This window comes from Paraburkholderia sp. OAS925 (assembly GCF_040543975.1).
In the GTDB taxonomy this organism is placed as follows: Bacteria; Pseudomonadota; Gammaproteobacteria; order Burkholderiales; family Burkholderiaceae; genus Paraburkholderia; species Paraburkholderia graminis.
In genome coordinates this window covers 2,493,692-2,509,274 of sequence record NZ_JBEUNO010000002.1, presented here as the reverse complement: position 1 = coordinate 2,509,274, position 15,583 = coordinate 2,493,692, and the positions used below count along the sequence as shown (strand labels likewise).

The following is a 15,583-nucleotide window of genomic DNA, read 5'->3' as shown; positions in this document are numbered from 1 at the left end:
AGAAGAGTTGAGCCAAGCATAGCACCGCGATGCGGCGCGGCATGCATCGTAATGCGGCCGAAGCGGCAACGGCAATCGCCATCGGGCCGGGCCAATGCAGCGCCAATGCAGCGCCAATGCAGCGCCAATGCAGCGCCTGTCGAAAATACGTCAGAAGCCTTCGTAAATACGCCGCGACGCTTGGCGCGCAAGGCGCTTGACGCCACTATCCCACTGTCATGCCGTTTTTATTCTATCGGTTCAATTTGACGTGCGGTGCAATAGGGCCTGTTTCAACGGATATCCCGCCAAACCGGCATTGCAACGCACAAGGAACGCCATGAACGTCAGCGTCTTCGATCTCTTCAAGATCGGCATCGGTCCCTCAAGCTCGCACACGGTCGGGCCGATGATCGCTGCTTGCCGCTTCGCGTCGCATATCGAAGATGCCAATCTGCTCGCCTTCGTGCGCCGCGTGAAGGTCGAGCTGTTCGGCTCGCTCGGCGCGACCGGCAAGGGGCACGGCACGGACAAGGCGGTGTTGCTCGGACTCGAAGGCAACCTGCCGGAACTGATCGACCCCGACACGATCGAGCCGCGTTTGCAGGCCATCCGCGAGACGAAGCAGCTTGCGTTGCTCGGCAAGCACACGGTGAAATTCGACGAGCGGGAACACATCGGCTTTTTCCGCAAGCTGATGCCGGGCGCGCCCGGTTCGAGCATCGTGCATCCGAACGGCATGCGCTTTCAGGCATTCGACGAAAACGGGCAACTGCTCGTCGAAAAAGAGTATTACTCGATTGGCGGCGGCTTCGTGGTGAATCGCGAAGGCGATCGCGTGAACGGCGTGCGCGCCGGCGCGGAAGTGCCGCATCCGTTTCGTACCGGCGATGATCTGATGCGCGTGTGCCGCGAAACCGGCCTGTCGATCGCGCAAATCACGCTGAAAAACGAATGCGCGGCGCGCCCGGAACAGGAAGTGCGCGACGGCCTGCTAGCGATCTGGCGCGCGATGTCGGCTTGCGTCGAACGCGGCTGCAAGGTGCGCGGCGAATTGCCCGGACCGATGCATGTGAAGCGCCGCGCCGCCGACCTCTGCGCACAATTGCGCTCGCGTTCGGAAGAGTCGCTGCGCGATCCGCTTTCCATGCTCGACTGGGTCAATCTCTACGCAATGGCCGTCAACGAAGAAAACGCCGCGGGCGGCCGCGTCGTGACCGCGCCGACCAATGGCGCAGCCGGCGTGATTCCCGCCGTGCTGCACTACTACGTGAAGTTCATGCATGCATCGAACGACGAGGGCATCGTCGACTTCCTGCTGACCGCTGCCGCTATCGGCATCATCTACAAGGAAACCGCGTCGATCTCGGGCGCCGAAGTGGGCTGCCAGGGCGAAGTCGGCGTGGCCTGTTCGATGGCCGCCGCGGCGCTCGCCGCCGTGATGGGCGGCACGCCGACGCAAGTGGAAAACGCAGCGGAAATCGGCATGGAACACAACCTCGGCATGACCTGCGATCCAGTCGGCGGACTCGTGCAGATTCCGTGCATCGAACGCAATGCAATGGGCGCGATCAAGGCGCTCAACGCCGCGCGCATGGCGATGAAGGGCGACGGCCAGCACTACGTGTCGCTCGATAACGTCATCAAGACGATGCGCGAAACCGGCGCGGACATGAAGACGAAATACAAGGAGACGTCGCGCGGCGGCTTGGCCGTGAACGTCATCGAATGTTGAAGCAAGCATTGCATATTCCATGAAGCATCAGGCAGCAAGCACCGACAGTACCCACAAGGATCAATGATGAGCCGCTATTCGATATTCAGCCTATTGCGCAACGGGATGTCGTATCACGAGAACTGGGAACGACAGTGGAAGAGTCCCGAGCCCAAACGCGAGTACGACGTGGTGATCGTCGGCGGCGGCGGGCATGGTCTGGCCACGGCCTATTACCTCGCGAAGGAACACGGCGTGCGCAATGTCGCCGTGCTCGAAAAAGGCTGGATCGGCGGCGGCAATACGGCGCGCAATACGACCATCGTGCGCTCGAATTATCTGTGGGACGAGTCGGCCGCGCTTTACGAAAAGGCCATGAAACTGTGGGAAGGACTCTCGCAGGATCTGAACTACAACGTGATGTTCAGCCAGCGCGGCGTGATGAATCTCGCGCATACGCTGCAGGACGTGCGCGACACCGAGCGCCGTGTGAATGCGAACCGGCTGAACGGCGTCGATGCCGAATTCCTCACGCCCGCGCAGATCAAGGAAATCGAGCCGACCATCAATCTGAATAGCCGCTATCCGGTGCTCGGTGCGTCGATTCAGCGGCGCGGCGGCGTCGCGCGTCACGATGCGGTGGCCTGGGGCTTCGCACGCGGCGCGGATCAGGCCGGCGTCGACATCGTGCAGAACTGCCAGGTCACGGGCATTCGCCGTAACGGCAGCCAGGTGACGGGCGTGGACACCACGAAGGGTTTCATCAAGGCGAAGAAAGTCGCGATCGTGGCCGCGGGCAATACGTCGACGCTCGCGGACATGGCCGGCGTTCGCTTGCCGCTCGAAAGCCATCCGTTGCAGGCGCTCGTCTCGGAACCGATCAAGCCGGTGGTGAATACGGTCGTGATGTCGAACGCGGTGCACGCGTATATCAGCCAGTCCGACAAGGGCGATCTGGTGATCGGTGCGGGCGTCGATCAGTACACGGGCTTCGGTCAGCGCGGCAGTTTCCAGATTATCGAAGGGACGCTCGAAGCCATCGTCGAAATGTTCCCGGTGTTCTCGCGCGTGCGGATGAATCGTCAGTGGGGCGGCATTGTCGATGTGTCGCCGGACGCCTGCCCGATTATCAGCAAGACCGACGTAAAGGGCCTTTACTTCAATTGCGGCTGGGGCACGGGCGGCTTCAAGGCGACGCCGGGTTCGGGCTGGGCGTACGCGCACACCATCGCGAAAGACGAGCCGCATGAACTGAATGCGCCGTTCTCGCTGGACCGCTTCTATACGGGCCATCTTATCGACGAACACGGCGCCGCCGCCGTCGCCCACTAACGCACTCAGGCACTCACGCACTTGAGCCAGATAGAGAGACAACCATGCTGCTGATCGAATGCCCCTGGTGCGGGCCACGCGCCGAAACCGAATTTTCCTGCGGCGGCGAAGCGGACATCATGCGTCCGCTCGACACCGAAAAACTCACCGACAAGGAATGGGGCGACTACCTGTTCATGCGCAAGAATTCGCGCGGCGTGCATCGCGAGCAATGGATGCATGCGCAAGGCTGCCGCCGCTGGTTCAAGGCGCAGCGCGACACGGTGAGCTATGAGATTCAGGGCTACGAAACGTTCGACCGTCCGCTGCTGAAGATGGACAGCAACGACGGCAACGCACAAGAGGGCAAGACGCAATGAGCCAGAAAGACCGACTCCCGAATGGCGGGCGCATCAACCGCGCATTGCCGCTCACGTTCACCTTCAACGGACGCCAGTATCAGGGCTATCAGGGCGACACGCTTGCTTCCGCGTTGCTCGCGAACGGCTTGCATTTCGTCGCGCGTAGCTGGAAGTATCACCGGCCGCGCGGCATCGTGACCGCCGGCGTGGAAGAGCCGAATGCCGTCGTGCAACTCGAAACGGGCGCGTACACGGTGCCGAATGCGCGTGCCACTGAAGTCGAGCTGTATCAGGGGCTCGTCGCGAATAGCGTGAACGCGAAGCCGAGCATCGAGAAGGATCGCATGGCGGTCAATCAGAAGATCGCGCGCTTTATTCCGGCGGGCTTCTACTACAAGACCTTCATGTGGCCGCGCAAGTTCTGGCCGAAGTACGAAGAAGTGATTCGCGACGCGGCGGGTCTCGGCAAGGCGCCGGAGCAACTCGACGCCGATCGCTACGACAAGTGCTTCGCGCATTGCGACGTGCTGGTGGTCGGCGGCGGGCCAACGGGTCTCGCGGCCGCGCATGCGGCGGCGCTGTCGGGCGCGCGCGTGACATTGGTCGACGATCAGCCGGAACTCGGCGGCTCGCTGCTGTCGTGCCGCGCGGAGATCGACGGCAAGCCGGCTTTGCAATGGGTTCACAAGATCGAAGACGAATTGCGGCAAATGCCCGGCGTGAAGATTCTGTCGCGCAGCACCGCGTTCGGCTATCAGGACCACAATCTCGTGACGGTCACGCAGCGTCTGACCGATCATCTGCCGGTGTCGCAACGCAAGGGCACGCGCGAACTGATGTGGAAAATCCGCGCGAAACGCGTGATTCTCGCAACCGGCGCGCATGAGCGTCCCATCGTGTTCGGCAACAACGATCTGCCTGGCGTGATGCTCGCGTCGGCGGTGTCGACGTATCTGCATCGCTACGCCGTGCTGCCGGGCCGCGACGCGATCGTGTTTACGAACAACGACGACGGCTATCAATGCGCGCTCGATCTGAAAGCAGCCGGCGCGCAAGTCACGGTGATCGACCCACGCGCGGGCGAATCGAAAGGCACGCTGCCTGCACTCGCACGCCGCTACGGCGTGAAAGTGATCAGCGGTGCGGTGATCACCGCGGCGCACGGCAAATTGCGCGTGGCTTCCGTCGATGTCGCTTCGTACGCGAACGGTCAGGTCGGCGCCAAGCAAGGCGAGTTGCCGTGCGATCTGCTCGCGATGTCGGGCGGCTGGAGCCCTGTGCTGCATCTGTTCGCGCAATCGGGCGGCAAGGCGCATTGGCATGACGACAAAGCCTGCTTCGTGCCCGGCAAGGTGATGCAGCCGGAAACAAGCGTGGGCGCCTGCAATGGCGACTTCACGCTGGGCCAGGGCATTCGTTTCGCCGTCGATGCCGGCGTCGAAGCGGCGCGCGCGGCGGGCTATATCGTCAAGCGGCCGAACACCGTGCAGGTCGCCGAGATCACCGAAGCGAAGATGCAGCCGCTGTGGCTCGTCGGCGGACGCGAACTCGCCACGCGTGGGCCGAAGCAGTTCGTCGACTTCCAGAACGACGTATCGGCCGCGGATATTTTCCTTGCCGCGCGCGAAGGCTTCGAGTCGGTCGAACACGTGAAGCGTTATACCGCGATGGGCTTCGGCACCGATCAGGGCAAGCTCGGCAACATCAACGGCATGGCGATTCTCGCGCAGGCGCTCGGCAAGACGATTCCGGAAACCGGCACGACGACGTTCCGCCCGAACTACACGCCGGTCACGTTCGGCACCTTCGCAGGGCGCGAGCTCGGCGAGTTTCTCGATCCCGTGCGCAAGACGGCGGTGCACGAATGGCACGTCGAAAACGGCGCGGAATTCGAGGACGTCGGCAACTGGAAGCGCCCCTGGTACTTCCCGAAGAAGGGTGAAGACCTGCATGCGGCCGTCGCGCGCGAATCGCTCGCGGTGCGCACGAGCGTCGGCATTCTCGATGCGTCCACGCTCGGCAAGATCGACATTCAGGGCCCCGATTCGGCGAAGCTGCTGAACTGGGTCTATACGAATCCGTGGAGCAAGCTCGAAGTCGGCAAGTGCCGCTACGGTCTGATGCTCGACGAAAACGGCATGATCTTCGACGACGGCGTGACCGTGCGCCTCGCCGACCGGCACTACATGATGACGACCACGACCGGCGGCGCCGCGCGCGTGCTCACCTGGCTCGAACGCTGGCTGCAAACGGAATGGCCCGACATGCGCGTGCGCCTCGCGTCGGTCACGGATCACTGGGCGACCTTCGCCGTGGTCGGCCCGAATAGCCGCAAGGTCTTGCAAAAGGTTTGCCACGACATCGACTTCGCGAACGCGGCGTTTCCGTTCATGAGCTATCGCGAAGGCACGGTCGCGGGCGCGGCGTCGCGCGTGATGCGCATCAGCTTCTCGGGCGAACTCGCGTATGAAGTGAACGTGCCGGCGAACGTCGGACGCGCGGTGTGGGAAGCGTTGATGGCCGCGGGCGCCGAATTCGACATCACGCCGTACGGCACGGAAACGATGCACGTGTTGCGCGCGGAGAAGGGCTACATCATCGTCGGTCAGGATACCGACGGTTCGATGACGCCGCATGACGTCGGCATGGGCGGGCTCGTCGCGAAGTCGAAGGACTTTCTCGGCAAGCGTTCGCTCACGCGTTCGGACACGGCGAAGGCGGGGCGCAAGCAACTTGTCGGACTGCTCGCGGACGATCCGTCGTTCGTGATACCCGAAGGCTCGCAGATCGTCGCGGGGCCGTTCCAGGGCGAGACCGCGCCGATGCTCGGACACGTCACGTCGAGCTATTACAGCCCGATCCTGAAGCGCTCGATCGCGATGGCGGTCGTGAAGGGCGGCCTCGACAAGATCGGCGAAACGGTCACGGTCCCGCTTTCGAGCGGCAAACAGATTGCAGCGAAGATCACCAGTTCGGTGTTCTACGACAGCGAAGGAGCGCGTCAACATGTGGAATGAAACGAAAACGGCGGCGTCGGTGGTGGATCGCGCCGTCGGCAAGCAGACCGGCGTGTGGCAGGAGTCGCCGCTCGTGGGCGTGGATGCGCTCCTGAAGAAGCATCAGGCTTCGGCGACCGCGGCATTCAGGCTGACCGAGCGGCCGTTTCTTCAGCTCGTGAATGTGCGCGGCGATACGCGCGACGCCGCGTTCGTGCAGGCAGTCGAACAGGTGCTCGGCTGCAAGCCGCCGGAGACACCCAACACGATCGCGCGCGGCAACGGCTACGACATGCTGTGGCTCGGCCCGGACGAGTGGCTCGTGCGCTCGGCGATGACGCACGACGCGACGCGCACCGCGCCGTTGCAAGCGGCGCTCGGCACTGCGTTTGCAGGGGTATTCGCGTCGGCGGTGGACATCGGCAGTGGTTATACGGTGCTCGAAATCAGCGGCACGCGTACGCGTGAAGTGCTGTCGCGCGGCTGTCCGCTCGATCTTCATCCGAAGCTGTTCGGCGAAGGGCAGTGCGCGCAAAGCCATTATTTCAAGGCGTCGATCACGCTCGTGCCGACCGGCGCGGACAGCTTCGACATCGTCGTGCGCCGCAGCTTCGCGGATTACTTCGTGAAGATCATGCTCGACGCAGCCGAGCCGCTGATGTCGTGACCGCCGTCACGCCGCGAGCGCTGCTCTCACGCGCCGCTCGCGGTTTTCCCGTTGCGGGACTCACATGACGTCGACCCGTGTCGTCACCGCGCGACTCACCGAGCGCGCGTGCCACCAAGGCGATGCCGATGCCGCGCTCGCGCTGCTCGATCAAAGCATGCTGCTGCGGCACCGGCGCATTGCGCTGATCCGCTATCTGCTCGCGCAGCAACTCGGCGCGCCGTTGCAGGCGCGGCATCATGACTATGTGCGGAAAGTCGCCGCGCGTTTGAGTGCGGAGACGCTCGCGCGCATTGCGGGCGCGGCGCGGGCGCGCATGCGTTCGTAGGCGTTGGCTTTCGATTCGGCGTTGTGATGTGTTGGCCGCGCTGTTACCGGGCACTGACCACGCACCGCGTTGTCTTTGACATCGTAAGACGTGCCCGCGAGTGGGCTCATCGAGCCTACGCGGGCTGCTCTGGAAATGACGCGCTTGCTGTCGAACCGCTCGCGGCCTCGATCGCGACAATCGCCCGCTGCGCGGACGGCGACAGCGCGCGCTGCGTCAGGCTGACCACGGCAAATTGCGCGGAAAGGTTGAATATCGCCGGTGCGGTCAACTGCACGAGGCTGCCTGTCTGCAATTCGTTCTGCACCGCGCGCGTCGGCGACAGCAGGACGAGATCCGAGCGACGCGTGACGTGAACCAGCGCATGAAAATCGTTGGTGACGACCTGAAAGCGCAGGTTCTCGCCCGGCAGACAACCGAGAACCTCACGCATCCTTTGCTGCGCACTATGCGGCGCGCGCACACAAGCGAGCGCGGCTTGCCGCAGACGTTCCACTGTCATCTCGCCCGCCAGCAACGGATGCTGCGGACGAACGAAACAGCCGGCAGGCTCGACAGGCAAGCGGTGAATTTTCAGTTCCGCGGAGAGCGGGGCGTAACGATGTTCGACCACGACGAAGTCGAGCCGCTCCGTGCGCAGCGATTCGACCAGCGCTTCTCCTTCATTGACTTCCGCGTTCACGCGCAGCCCAGGCCAATCGCGATTGAGCGTGCAGAGCACCTCCGGCAGCATGATCGCGGCCGGCAGCGGCCCAAGCCCGAAGTCCACACTCCCCACTTCATGCTGCTGTAGAAGAACCAGATCGCGGGCGAGGCTGTTGGTCTCGAACAGAATGCGCCTTGCCCGTTCGGCCACCATCTGCCCCGCGGCGTTCAGTTTGACGCCGCGCGGGCCTCGCTCGCACAGCGGCAAGCCGGCTTGCGCCTCGAGCGCCTGAATGCTGCGCGTCAACGCGGGTTGCGACAGGTGAACGCGCCGCGCCGCGGCGGCGAGCGACCAATCGGCTTCGTCCGCGCTCAGCGATAACCACGCGACGTCCGCGCCCGCCTTCACGCATCGCTCGCGCCATTGGGCGAGGAGGGTGGTCTTGCCGTAGCCCGCGCTCCCGGTGACGAGCGCAAGCGTGGCGTGCCGCATGCGCTCGAGATGCGTGAGCAGGTCGGCGCGCCGGACCGTTTTCGAGCCGATGCGCGGCGGCGAAAACCTCGTGGATGCCACTTGTCTGGTGAATGCGGTCGTCAAGTCGTTACCCGAATCAGTGCCCAGTCCGAACAGCCATTGTCCCTAGAAAATCGCGCGCGCCGCAATCGGAGCCAACGTCAGGAGGCAACGTCAGGACCGTGCCTTCGCGTAAAAAAATCCGCAAGAAAAAAAGGAGGCGATCAACTTAACACAACGTCCTCACGACGCCCTTGTTCCATCCGGATGACGTATTTCTTCTATGTGGCCGATTTATGTCGGCGTCTACTGAAAACGCTGCTCGAAACATCACTCGCGGCCGTCGCCGCATCATTCAGGGGATGCCATGCCTACCGTTTCTCAGCCTCGCGCAACTGCCGCCGCGCGACTCGAACGGCTGCCGTTCTCCGGTTATCACCGGACCATCTTCATCATCATCGCGATTGCGTTCTTCTTCGATTCCGTCGATCTCGGCACGATGACCTTCGTGCTCGGTTCGATCAAGACCGAATTCGGCTTGTCGACGGCAACCGCGGGGCTCGTCGCGAGTGCGAGCTTCTTCGGCATGGTGGGCGGTGCGGCCGTGGCGGGACTGCTGGCCGATCGCTTCGGACGCCGGCCGGTTTTTCAGTGGAGCATGGTGCTGTGGGGCCTCGCATCGTATCTCTGTTCGACGGCGCAAAGCGTCGAAGCGCTGATTTTCTATCGCGTGCTGCTCGGCTTCGGCATGGGCATGGAGTTTCCGATCGCGCAAACGCTGCTGTCGGAATTCGTTCCCGCTTCGTCGCGCGGACGCCTGATTGCGTTGATGGACGGCTTCTGGCCGCTCGGTTTCATCACGGCGGGCGTGGTGTCGTACTTCGTGCTGCCCGCCTATGGCTGGCGCACGGAGTTCGCGTTGCTCGCGATTCCGGCCGTGTTTGTGCTGATCGTGCGCCGTGTCGTGCCCGAGTCGCCGCGTTGGCTCGAACATCGCGGACGTCACGGCGAGGCCGATAAAATTCTCGCCGACATCGAGGTCAAGGTGATGAAGGCCGCCGGTCTGAGCCGTTTGCGCGAGCCGGTCATGCTGGTCGAACCGGTGGCCGCCAAAGGCGCGGGCGCGTTTCGCGAGATCTGGAGCGCGGCTTACCGGCGTCGCACGATCATGGTGTGGACGTTGTGGTTCTTTGCGCTGCTCGGCTTTTACGGATTGACTTCGTGGCTCGGCGCGTTGATGCAGCAGGCGGGCTTCGCGGTGACGAAGTCGGTGCTGTATACGGTGCTGATTTCGCTCGGCGGCATTCCCGGATTTATCTGCGCGGCGTGGCTGGTCGAGCGTTGGGGACGCAAGCCGACATGTATCGCGTCGCTCGCGGGCAGTGCGGTGATGGCCTACGTCTATGGACAAACCGCGCTGCACGCGCAAACGCCCACGCTGCTGATTTGCGCCGGTCTCGCGATGCAGTTTTTCCTGTTCGCGATGTGGGCGGTGCTCTACACGTACACGCCGGAACTGTACGGCACCGGCGCGCGCGCGACGGGCTCCGGTTTCGCGTCGGCAATCGGCCGCGTGGGCTCGCTGATCGGGCCGTACGTGGTCGGCGTCGTGCTGCCGATGTTCGGACAGGGCGGCGTGTTCTCGCTCGGCGCAATGTGTTTCGTGATCGCGGCCGCGGCTGTGTGGATACTCGGCATCGAAACACGCGGACTCGCGCTGGAGACGCTCGTCTCGGAAGCGGTGGAGACCGACGCGCACGGCGTGCTGAGTCCGGTGCGCGATTGACGACCCACCCGCGAAGAGCGCAGTCGTTGTCGGCTGCGCTCTTCACAGCTAACCGGGCATCGGCGCTTACTGTTTGCTCGCCACCAGTGCCGACACGATCCGATACGCAGCGCTCACGCGGTCCTCGATCGGGAAATTCCTGTTGGCAAGCAAAACGACGCCGACGTGTTTCTGCGGAATGAAGGCAACGTAGGTGCCGAACCCATTCGTCGAACCGGTTTTGTTGATCCACACATTCTGCTGCGGCAGCAAGGGCGGCTCGATTGCGATGACCGGCGTCGCCGTGGTGGCCATCGCGGGCGCATTGCCTTCGTGCAAGGTCGTCAACGTGACGGGATACGCGTACTGCTCCCATATCAGGTCCTGCGTCAGCACGCCGGCCTTGAAGTAGCCCGTGTGTGTCGCCGTGATCGCGCGCTGAAGCTGGCTGTCGACGTCGATCAGATTCATGTTCGCTTGCACGAAACGCAGCATGTCGGCGGCGGTGGTCCTCACGCCGTACGCTTCGTCGGCGAGCACGCCGCCTTTCATGCGGATCGGCGCGCCGTCCTTCGTGTAGCCCTGCGCGTAGTCGGACATTTTCGTCGGCGGAACATGGATGTAGCTGCTCGTCATGCCGAGCGCCGGAAACAGGCGCTGCTCCATCAGCGACGCAAAGTCCTGATTCATGCTTTTCGCCGTGATCAGACCGAGCGTGCCGATCCCCGGATTCGCGTAGGTACGATACGTGACCGGCGCGTAGGCCGGTTTCCATGTGCTGAAGTACTGCAACAACTGCGCGTTGTCGTGGATCTCGTCGGGCACCTGGAGCGGCAGACCGCCGGGCGTGTGCGTGGCGAGATTCAGCAGGCTAACCTTGCCGAATGCGCTGCCTCGCAAGGACGGCAAGTATGTTTGCGTCGGGTCCGATAGCCTCAGATGGCCGTTCAACTGCGCATATTCGGCGAGCGTCGCGGTGAATGTCTTGCTCACGGAGCCGATTTCAAAGAGCGTGCGCTGCGTGACCGGCTTGCCGGTTTCCGCCGATGCCATGCCGTAGTCGAAGACGTAGGTTTTGCCATTGGCGACGATTCCGACCGCCATCCCGGGCACATGATGTTTCGCGATTAGCGGCTCGATTGCGGAGTCCACTACGGATTTCACCTGGCGTTCGGCTTCGCCTTCGCTTGCCGCGCGGCTTGCCTGCGCAGGTGCGCCCAGCGCAAACAGCAGGGTGACCATCAGGCTCACGGCTTTTAGCTTCATGTGCAATGCTTCCTCGAACGGTTATCGGCGGGTGTCCAGACGCAGCACTATCCCGCTTTGGCAAAGCGCTGACAATCGACGATAACTTATGCGAGGGTCAAGAAAAACTGAGGGCGTGCAGTTGCAGTTCGCGGTGAGCGCAATACGGTCTCCTCGCAACCGTAATCGCGCCGTTGGAAAATGCTTACGGTTCCGCGATAGAAAACCAGTAATCGAACTTATCGAACATTCCGAGCATTTCCCGGAACTTCGCTTTATCGCCGTCGAACTTCACCTTACCCGTCTCGGACAATTGCTGCAGCTTCACATTGCCGAGCGCGATGTCGTCCAGGGTCGACTTGTCGAACGTGATCGTTCCGTCGGCATGCTCCAATGGACGGCCTTCCACATAGTTCATCACACCGTTGCGCACGGTAAGCGCAAATTGCTTCTTCACGTCGGGGAGGATCAGATTGAACGCATAGTTTTTATTGGCCGCGCGCGGGCCGTTCAGGTGGATCGCCAGGAAGTCGAGGAACATTTCCGGCGACATGGCCGTGATGATGTCGGGTGCCGCCGTGTTCACGCCGGCCATCTTCTTCACGCCACCGCGCAACTCGTGAGCGCCGCTCAGATAAACATTGCGGACGGTGCCCGATTCCGACTGATAGCCCAACTGTTCAAGTGCATCGGCTTCGAGACGCCGCGCGGCCTGATTATCAGGTTGCGCGAATACCAGCTTGTTGGTGATGGTGGCGACCCATCGGTACTCGCCTTTGCTATAGGCGTCACGCGCGTTCGCCATGATCTTGTCGGCGCCGATAAGCTCGACGTATTTCTTCGCTTCTTCGGTGGGTGGAAGCGGATCGAGGTTCGCGGGATTGGCATCCCACCATCCCAGGTAGAGTTGATAAGTCGATCTGACGTCGTGTTTCAGATTGCCGTAATAGCCACGGTTATAAAATTCCTTGGCGAGCGAATCGGGAAGCACGAACTGTTCGGCGATTTCATGCATGGTCAAGCCTTCGTTGGCCATGCGCAGTGTCTGATCGTTGATGTACTTGTACAGGTCCCGCTGTTTCGACAAATGCTCGACGACGCGTTCATTTCCCCACTGCGGCCAATGGTGGCTTCCGAAAGACACTTGAGCGTCGTTGCCGAACATGGCAATGGTTTGATCGAGCGCCGCAGCCCACTTCTGCGCGCTTCTCGCCTTCGCGCCTCTGAGCGTCAGAATGTTATGCAACGAATGATTCGCGTCTTCGGCGAGATCGAGCGCCTTGAACTGCGGGAAGTAGAACAGCATCTCGGCGGGCGCTTCGGTGCCTGGCGCCATCTGAAAGACGACGTCGACGCCGTCCACCGTCAGCTTCTCGCCCGTCTTCTTGATGAGGCGGTTCGGTTGAAGCAGCGTGAGCGTGCCGGTCGCATTGACGAGGCCGAGGCCGCTGCCGACCGTACCTTTCGGGTCTTTCTCGAGAAGATCGCCGTACATGTACGACGCGCGGCGGCTCATTGCGTTTCCAGCGAAAATGTTCTCGCTGATTGCTTCTTCCATGAAGCCTTCCGGCGCGATCAATGGAACCTTGCCCGAGGCCACGTCTTTTTCGTCGACCACGCCTCTGATGCCGCTGAAATGGTCGACGTGGCTATGCGTGATGATGACGGCGCTAACCGGCCGGCGTTCGACCTTTTCATTGACCAGTTCCAACGCTGCCTTCGCTGTCTCGGCTGAACTTCCGGTATCGACTACGATCCAGCCGGTCGCCCCTCGAATAAACGTGATGTTGGCCAGGTCGATATTGCGCACCTGATAGATGCCGTCGACCACCTTGAACAGGCCGTTCATCGTCAGTATCTGCTCCTGACGCCACAGGCTTGGATTGACCGTTGGCGGAGCTTCGGTTCCGGGACGCAGGAAAGCTCAGCGTGTGAGGTCGACCACCGTACGGCCCGACGCGGTGGTCAGAACTGGTTGCGGCAGGGACGATATGAAGCCGCGTCCTGCATCCTCGAAATCCCGTTTGTCTGCGAGATTCAGGTAACTCCCGATCTGCTGGTTTACCTGCCTGGTCTGTGTCGTTGCGTCGTTTCTCGCGGGACTAGTCGCGCCTGCTTCGTTCGATTGTGCATATGCCTGCGCACCTATGCTTAACGGCAACAGCCATGCTAACCATTTCATCTTGCCTCCGGGCCTACGCTAGCGGTTTGCCAACAACATCCATCTGCTGACAACGAGTCCTCAGAGAGCTTTCAATACTCCTGATCTAATCTGGATGTTGGGTAGGAGGAAGTCAAGAACGAGATGCGTGACCGCCTGACGGCCTCATGATTCGCAAACAGAATCGGGCGGCTGACGCAATGCGCTAAACGGTCACACGTTCGCGCTTTCTGAAGGGCGCACCGTTCGCGACGAAGTAGGGCGTGTCCACGCGCGCCAATGCCTCGCGTCCACGAATCCGGTCGGCGATCTTCTCGGCCAGCATGATGGTCGGCGCGTTCAGATTGCCCGTGGTGATAAGCGGCATGATCGACGCATCGACCACGCGCAGCCCCTCCATGCCATGCACGCGTCCTTCGTTGTCCACCACGGCCATGTCGTCGTAGCCCATCTTGCACGAGCACGAAGGATGAAACGCCGTCTCGGCGCGTGCCCGCACGAAAGCGTCGAGTTGCGCGTCGGTAGTCAGCTCGGCGCCGGGATTCAGCTCGCGTCCGCGATAACGCTCCAGCGCCGGCTGCCGCATGATCTCGCGTGTGATGCGAATGCCGTCGCGGAACTCGCGCCAGTCGAGCGGATCGGCCATGTAGTTGAATAGGATGCTCGGATGCGCCGCCGGATCGCGCGACGTGAGCTTCACGCGTCCGCGGCTTGGCGAACGCATCGAACCGACATGTGCCTGAAAGCCATGCATCTTGATCGCGTTCGAGCCGTTGTAGTTGATCGCGACCGGCAGAAAGTGATACTGGATGTTGGGCCACAAGTCGTCGTCGCGTGTACGGATAAAGCCGCCCGCTTCGAACTGATTGCTCGCGCCGATGCCGGTGCCGTTCACCATCCATTCGAGCCCAATAGCAGGCTGATTCCACCATTGCAATGCGGGGTAGAGCGAGACGGGCTCCTTGCATTCGTACTGGATATACATCTCCAGATGGTCCTGCAAATTTTCGCCGACGCCCGGCAAGTCGTGGACGAGCGGAATGTCCAGTTCGCGCAGCCACGTCGACCGGCCCACGCCGGAGCGTTGCAGCAATTGCGGCGATGCAATCGCGCCGCTGCAGACTAGCACTTCGCGGCGCGCATGCGCGTTGACGGCCGCGCCATGCTGCAGATACGCGACGCCGACCGCGCGCTTGCCGGAGAACAGCACGCGATCGGTCAGCCCGTGCGTGACGATGGTCAGGTTCGAACGCGCCTTCGCGCGGTCCAGATAGCCGCGCGCCGTGCTCGCGCGCCGGCCTTTGGGCGTGACTGTGCGATCCATCGGGCCGAAGCCTTCCTGCTGATAGCCGTTCAGATCGTCGGTGCGCGGAAAGCCGGCCTGCACGCCGGCTTCGACCATCGCCGCGAACAGCGGATTGTTGCCGGGCTTGCTGGTGGTCACATGCACCGGACCGTCGCCGCCGTGATAGGCGTTCGGGCCTACGTCGCGCGTTTCCGCCTTGCGGAAGTACGGCAGGCAGTCGAGATACGTCCAGTTTTCGAGGCCTGGGCGCTGAGCCCAGCCGTCGTAATCGAGCGCGTTGCCGCGGATATAGCACATGCCGTTGATCAGCGACGACCCGCCGAGTCCCTTGCCGCGTCCGCATTCCATGCGGCGGTTGTCCATATGCGGCTCGGGGTCGGTCTCGTACGCCCAGTTATAGCGGCGCCCTTGCAGCGGATAGGCGAGGGCGGCGGGCATCTGCGTGCGGAAATCGAAGCGGTAATCGGGACCGCCCGCTTCGAGCAGCAGCACAGTGACGTCGGCGTCTTCCGTGAGACGCGAGGCCAGCACGTTGCCCGCCGAACCCGCGCCGACGATGATGTAATCGTATTCGTTGGAACTCATGGCAG

At 62.4% G+C, this 15,583-nt stretch carries 11 protein-coding genes; 7 read left to right on the top strand and 4 right to left on the bottom strand.

Annotated features, from left to right (window positions below; genetic code table 11):
* Positions 1 to 319 precede the first annotated feature (319 nt).
* From ABIE53_RS29960 to ABIE53_RS29935, 6 genes are all read left to right on the top strand, one after another.
* Positions 320 to 1,714, top strand: coding sequence for an L-serine ammonia-lyase (locus ABIE53_RS29960; RefSeq protein WP_107710905.1), 1,395 nt, complete (start codon positions 320 to 322; stop codon positions 1,712 to 1,714).
* 66 nt (positions 1,715 to 1,780) lie between these two features.
* Positions 1,781 to 3,025: a sarcosine oxidase subunit beta family protein gene (locus ABIE53_RS29955; protein ID WP_006052194.1), complete on the top strand. Its 1,245-nt coding sequence runs from the start codon at positions 1,781 to 1,783 to the stop codon at positions 3,023 to 3,025.
* A 44-nt stretch (positions 3,026 to 3,069) separates the two neighbouring features.
* Positions 3,070 to 3,384, top strand: coding sequence for a sarcosine oxidase subunit delta (locus tag ABIE53_RS29950; protein WP_006052193.1), 315 nt, complete (start codon positions 3,070 to 3,072; stop codon positions 3,382 to 3,384).
* Positions 3,381 to 6,383 carry a sarcosine oxidase subunit alpha family protein gene (locus ABIE53_RS29945; RefSeq protein WP_192698920.1) on the top strand — a complete coding sequence of 1,001 codons (3,003 nt, stop codon included), beginning with the start codon at positions 3,381 to 3,383 and terminating at the stop codon, positions 6,381 to 6,383. The genes ABIE53_RS29950 and ABIE53_RS29945 overlap by 4 nt, the downstream gene beginning before the upstream one ends.
* On the top strand, positions 6,373 to 7,029 hold the full coding sequence (locus ABIE53_RS29940) for a sarcosine oxidase subunit gamma (protein WP_192698921.1): 657 nt from the start codon (positions 6,373 to 6,375) through the stop codon (positions 7,027 to 7,029). Before ABIE53_RS29945 ends, ABIE53_RS29940 begins: the two co-directional genes overlap by 11 nt.
* Positions 7,030 to 7,093: 64 nt before the next feature.
* Positions 7,094 to 7,357: a hypothetical protein gene (locus tag ABIE53_RS29935; RefSeq protein WP_006052190.1), complete on the top strand. Its 264-nt coding sequence runs from the start codon at positions 7,094 to 7,096 to the stop codon at positions 7,355 to 7,357.
* 115 nt (positions 7,358 to 7,472) lie between these two features.
* Here ABIE53_RS29935 and ABIE53_RS29930 read toward each other — a convergent pair whose 3' ends face one another.
* The gene (locus ABIE53_RS29930) at positions 7,473 to 8,576 is read right to left on the bottom strand and encodes a LysR family transcriptional regulator (protein WP_310075241.1); all 1,104 of its coding nucleotides are present in this window, start codon (positions 8,574 to 8,576) and stop codon (positions 7,473 to 7,475) included.
* Between the two features lie 307 nt (positions 8,577 to 8,883).
* Between ABIE53_RS29930 and ABIE53_RS29925 the strand changes: the two genes are divergently transcribed.
* On the top strand, positions 8,884 to 10,302 hold the full coding sequence (locus tag ABIE53_RS29925) for an MFS transporter (protein WP_192698922.1): 1,419 nt from the start codon (positions 8,884 to 8,886) through the stop codon (positions 10,300 to 10,302).
* A gap of 66 nt (positions 10,303 to 10,368) precedes the next feature.
* Here ABIE53_RS29925 and ampC read toward each other — a convergent pair whose 3' ends face one another.
* From ampC to betA, 3 genes are all read right to left on the bottom strand, one after another.
* Positions 10,369 to 11,547: a class C beta-lactamase gene (gene ampC, locus ABIE53_RS29920; protein ID WP_192698923.1), complete on the bottom strand. Its 1,179-nt coding sequence runs from the start codon at positions 11,545 to 11,547 to the stop codon at positions 10,369 to 10,371.
* 184 nt (positions 11,548 to 11,731) lie between these two features.
* Positions 11,732 to 13,375: an alkyl/aryl-sulfatase gene (locus ABIE53_RS29915; RefSeq protein ID WP_310075236.1), complete on the bottom strand. Its 1,644-nt coding sequence runs from the start codon at positions 13,373 to 13,375 to the stop codon at positions 11,732 to 11,734.
* Positions 13,376 to 13,892: 517 nt separating this feature from the next.
* Positions 13,893 to 15,578, bottom strand: a complete 1,686-nt coding sequence (betA, locus tag ABIE53_RS29910) for a choline dehydrogenase (protein ID WP_192698924.1) — start codon at positions 15,576 to 15,578, stop codon at positions 13,893 to 13,895.
* Positions 15,579 to 15,583 lie beyond the last annotated feature (5 nt).

Bases quoted from the DNA above. Each gene is read 5' to 3' on its own strand.
- ABIE53_RS29945 (WP_192698920.1), top strand. From the start codon at position 3,381: ATGAGCCAGAAAGACCGACTCCCGAATGGCGGGCGCATCAACCGCGCA.
- ABIE53_RS29960 (WP_107710905.1), top strand. From the start codon at position 320: ATGAACGTCAGCGTCTTCGATCTCTTCAAGATCGGCATCGGTCCCTCA.
- ABIE53_RS29940 (WP_192698921.1), top strand. From the start codon at position 6,373: ATGTGGAATGAAACGAAAACGGCGGCGTCGGTGGTGGATCGCGCCGTC.
- betA (WP_192698924.1), bottom strand. From the start codon at position 15,578: ATGAGTTCCAACGAATACGATTACATCATCGTCGGCGCGGGTTCGGCG.
- ABIE53_RS29925 (WP_192698922.1), top strand. From the start codon at position 8,884: ATGCCTACCGTTTCTCAGCCTCGCGCAACTGCCGCCGCGCGACTCGAA.
- ABIE53_RS29935 (WP_006052190.1), top strand. From the start codon at position 7,094: ATGACGTCGACCCGTGTCGTCACCGCGCGACTCACCGAGCGCGCGTGC.
- ABIE53_RS29950 (WP_006052193.1), top strand. From the start codon at position 3,070: ATGCTGCTGATCGAATGCCCCTGGTGCGGGCCACGCGCCGAAACCGAA.
- ABIE53_RS29955 (WP_006052194.1), top strand. From the start codon at position 1,781: ATGAGCCGCTATTCGATATTCAGCCTATTGCGCAACGGGATGTCGTAT.
- ABIE53_RS29915 (WP_310075236.1), bottom strand. From the start codon at position 13,375: ATGAACGGCCTGTTCAAGGTGGTCGACGGCATCTATCAGGTGCGCAAT.
- ampC (WP_192698923.1), bottom strand. From the start codon at position 11,547: ATGAAGCTAAAAGCCGTGAGCCTGATGGTCACCCTGCTGTTTGCGCTG.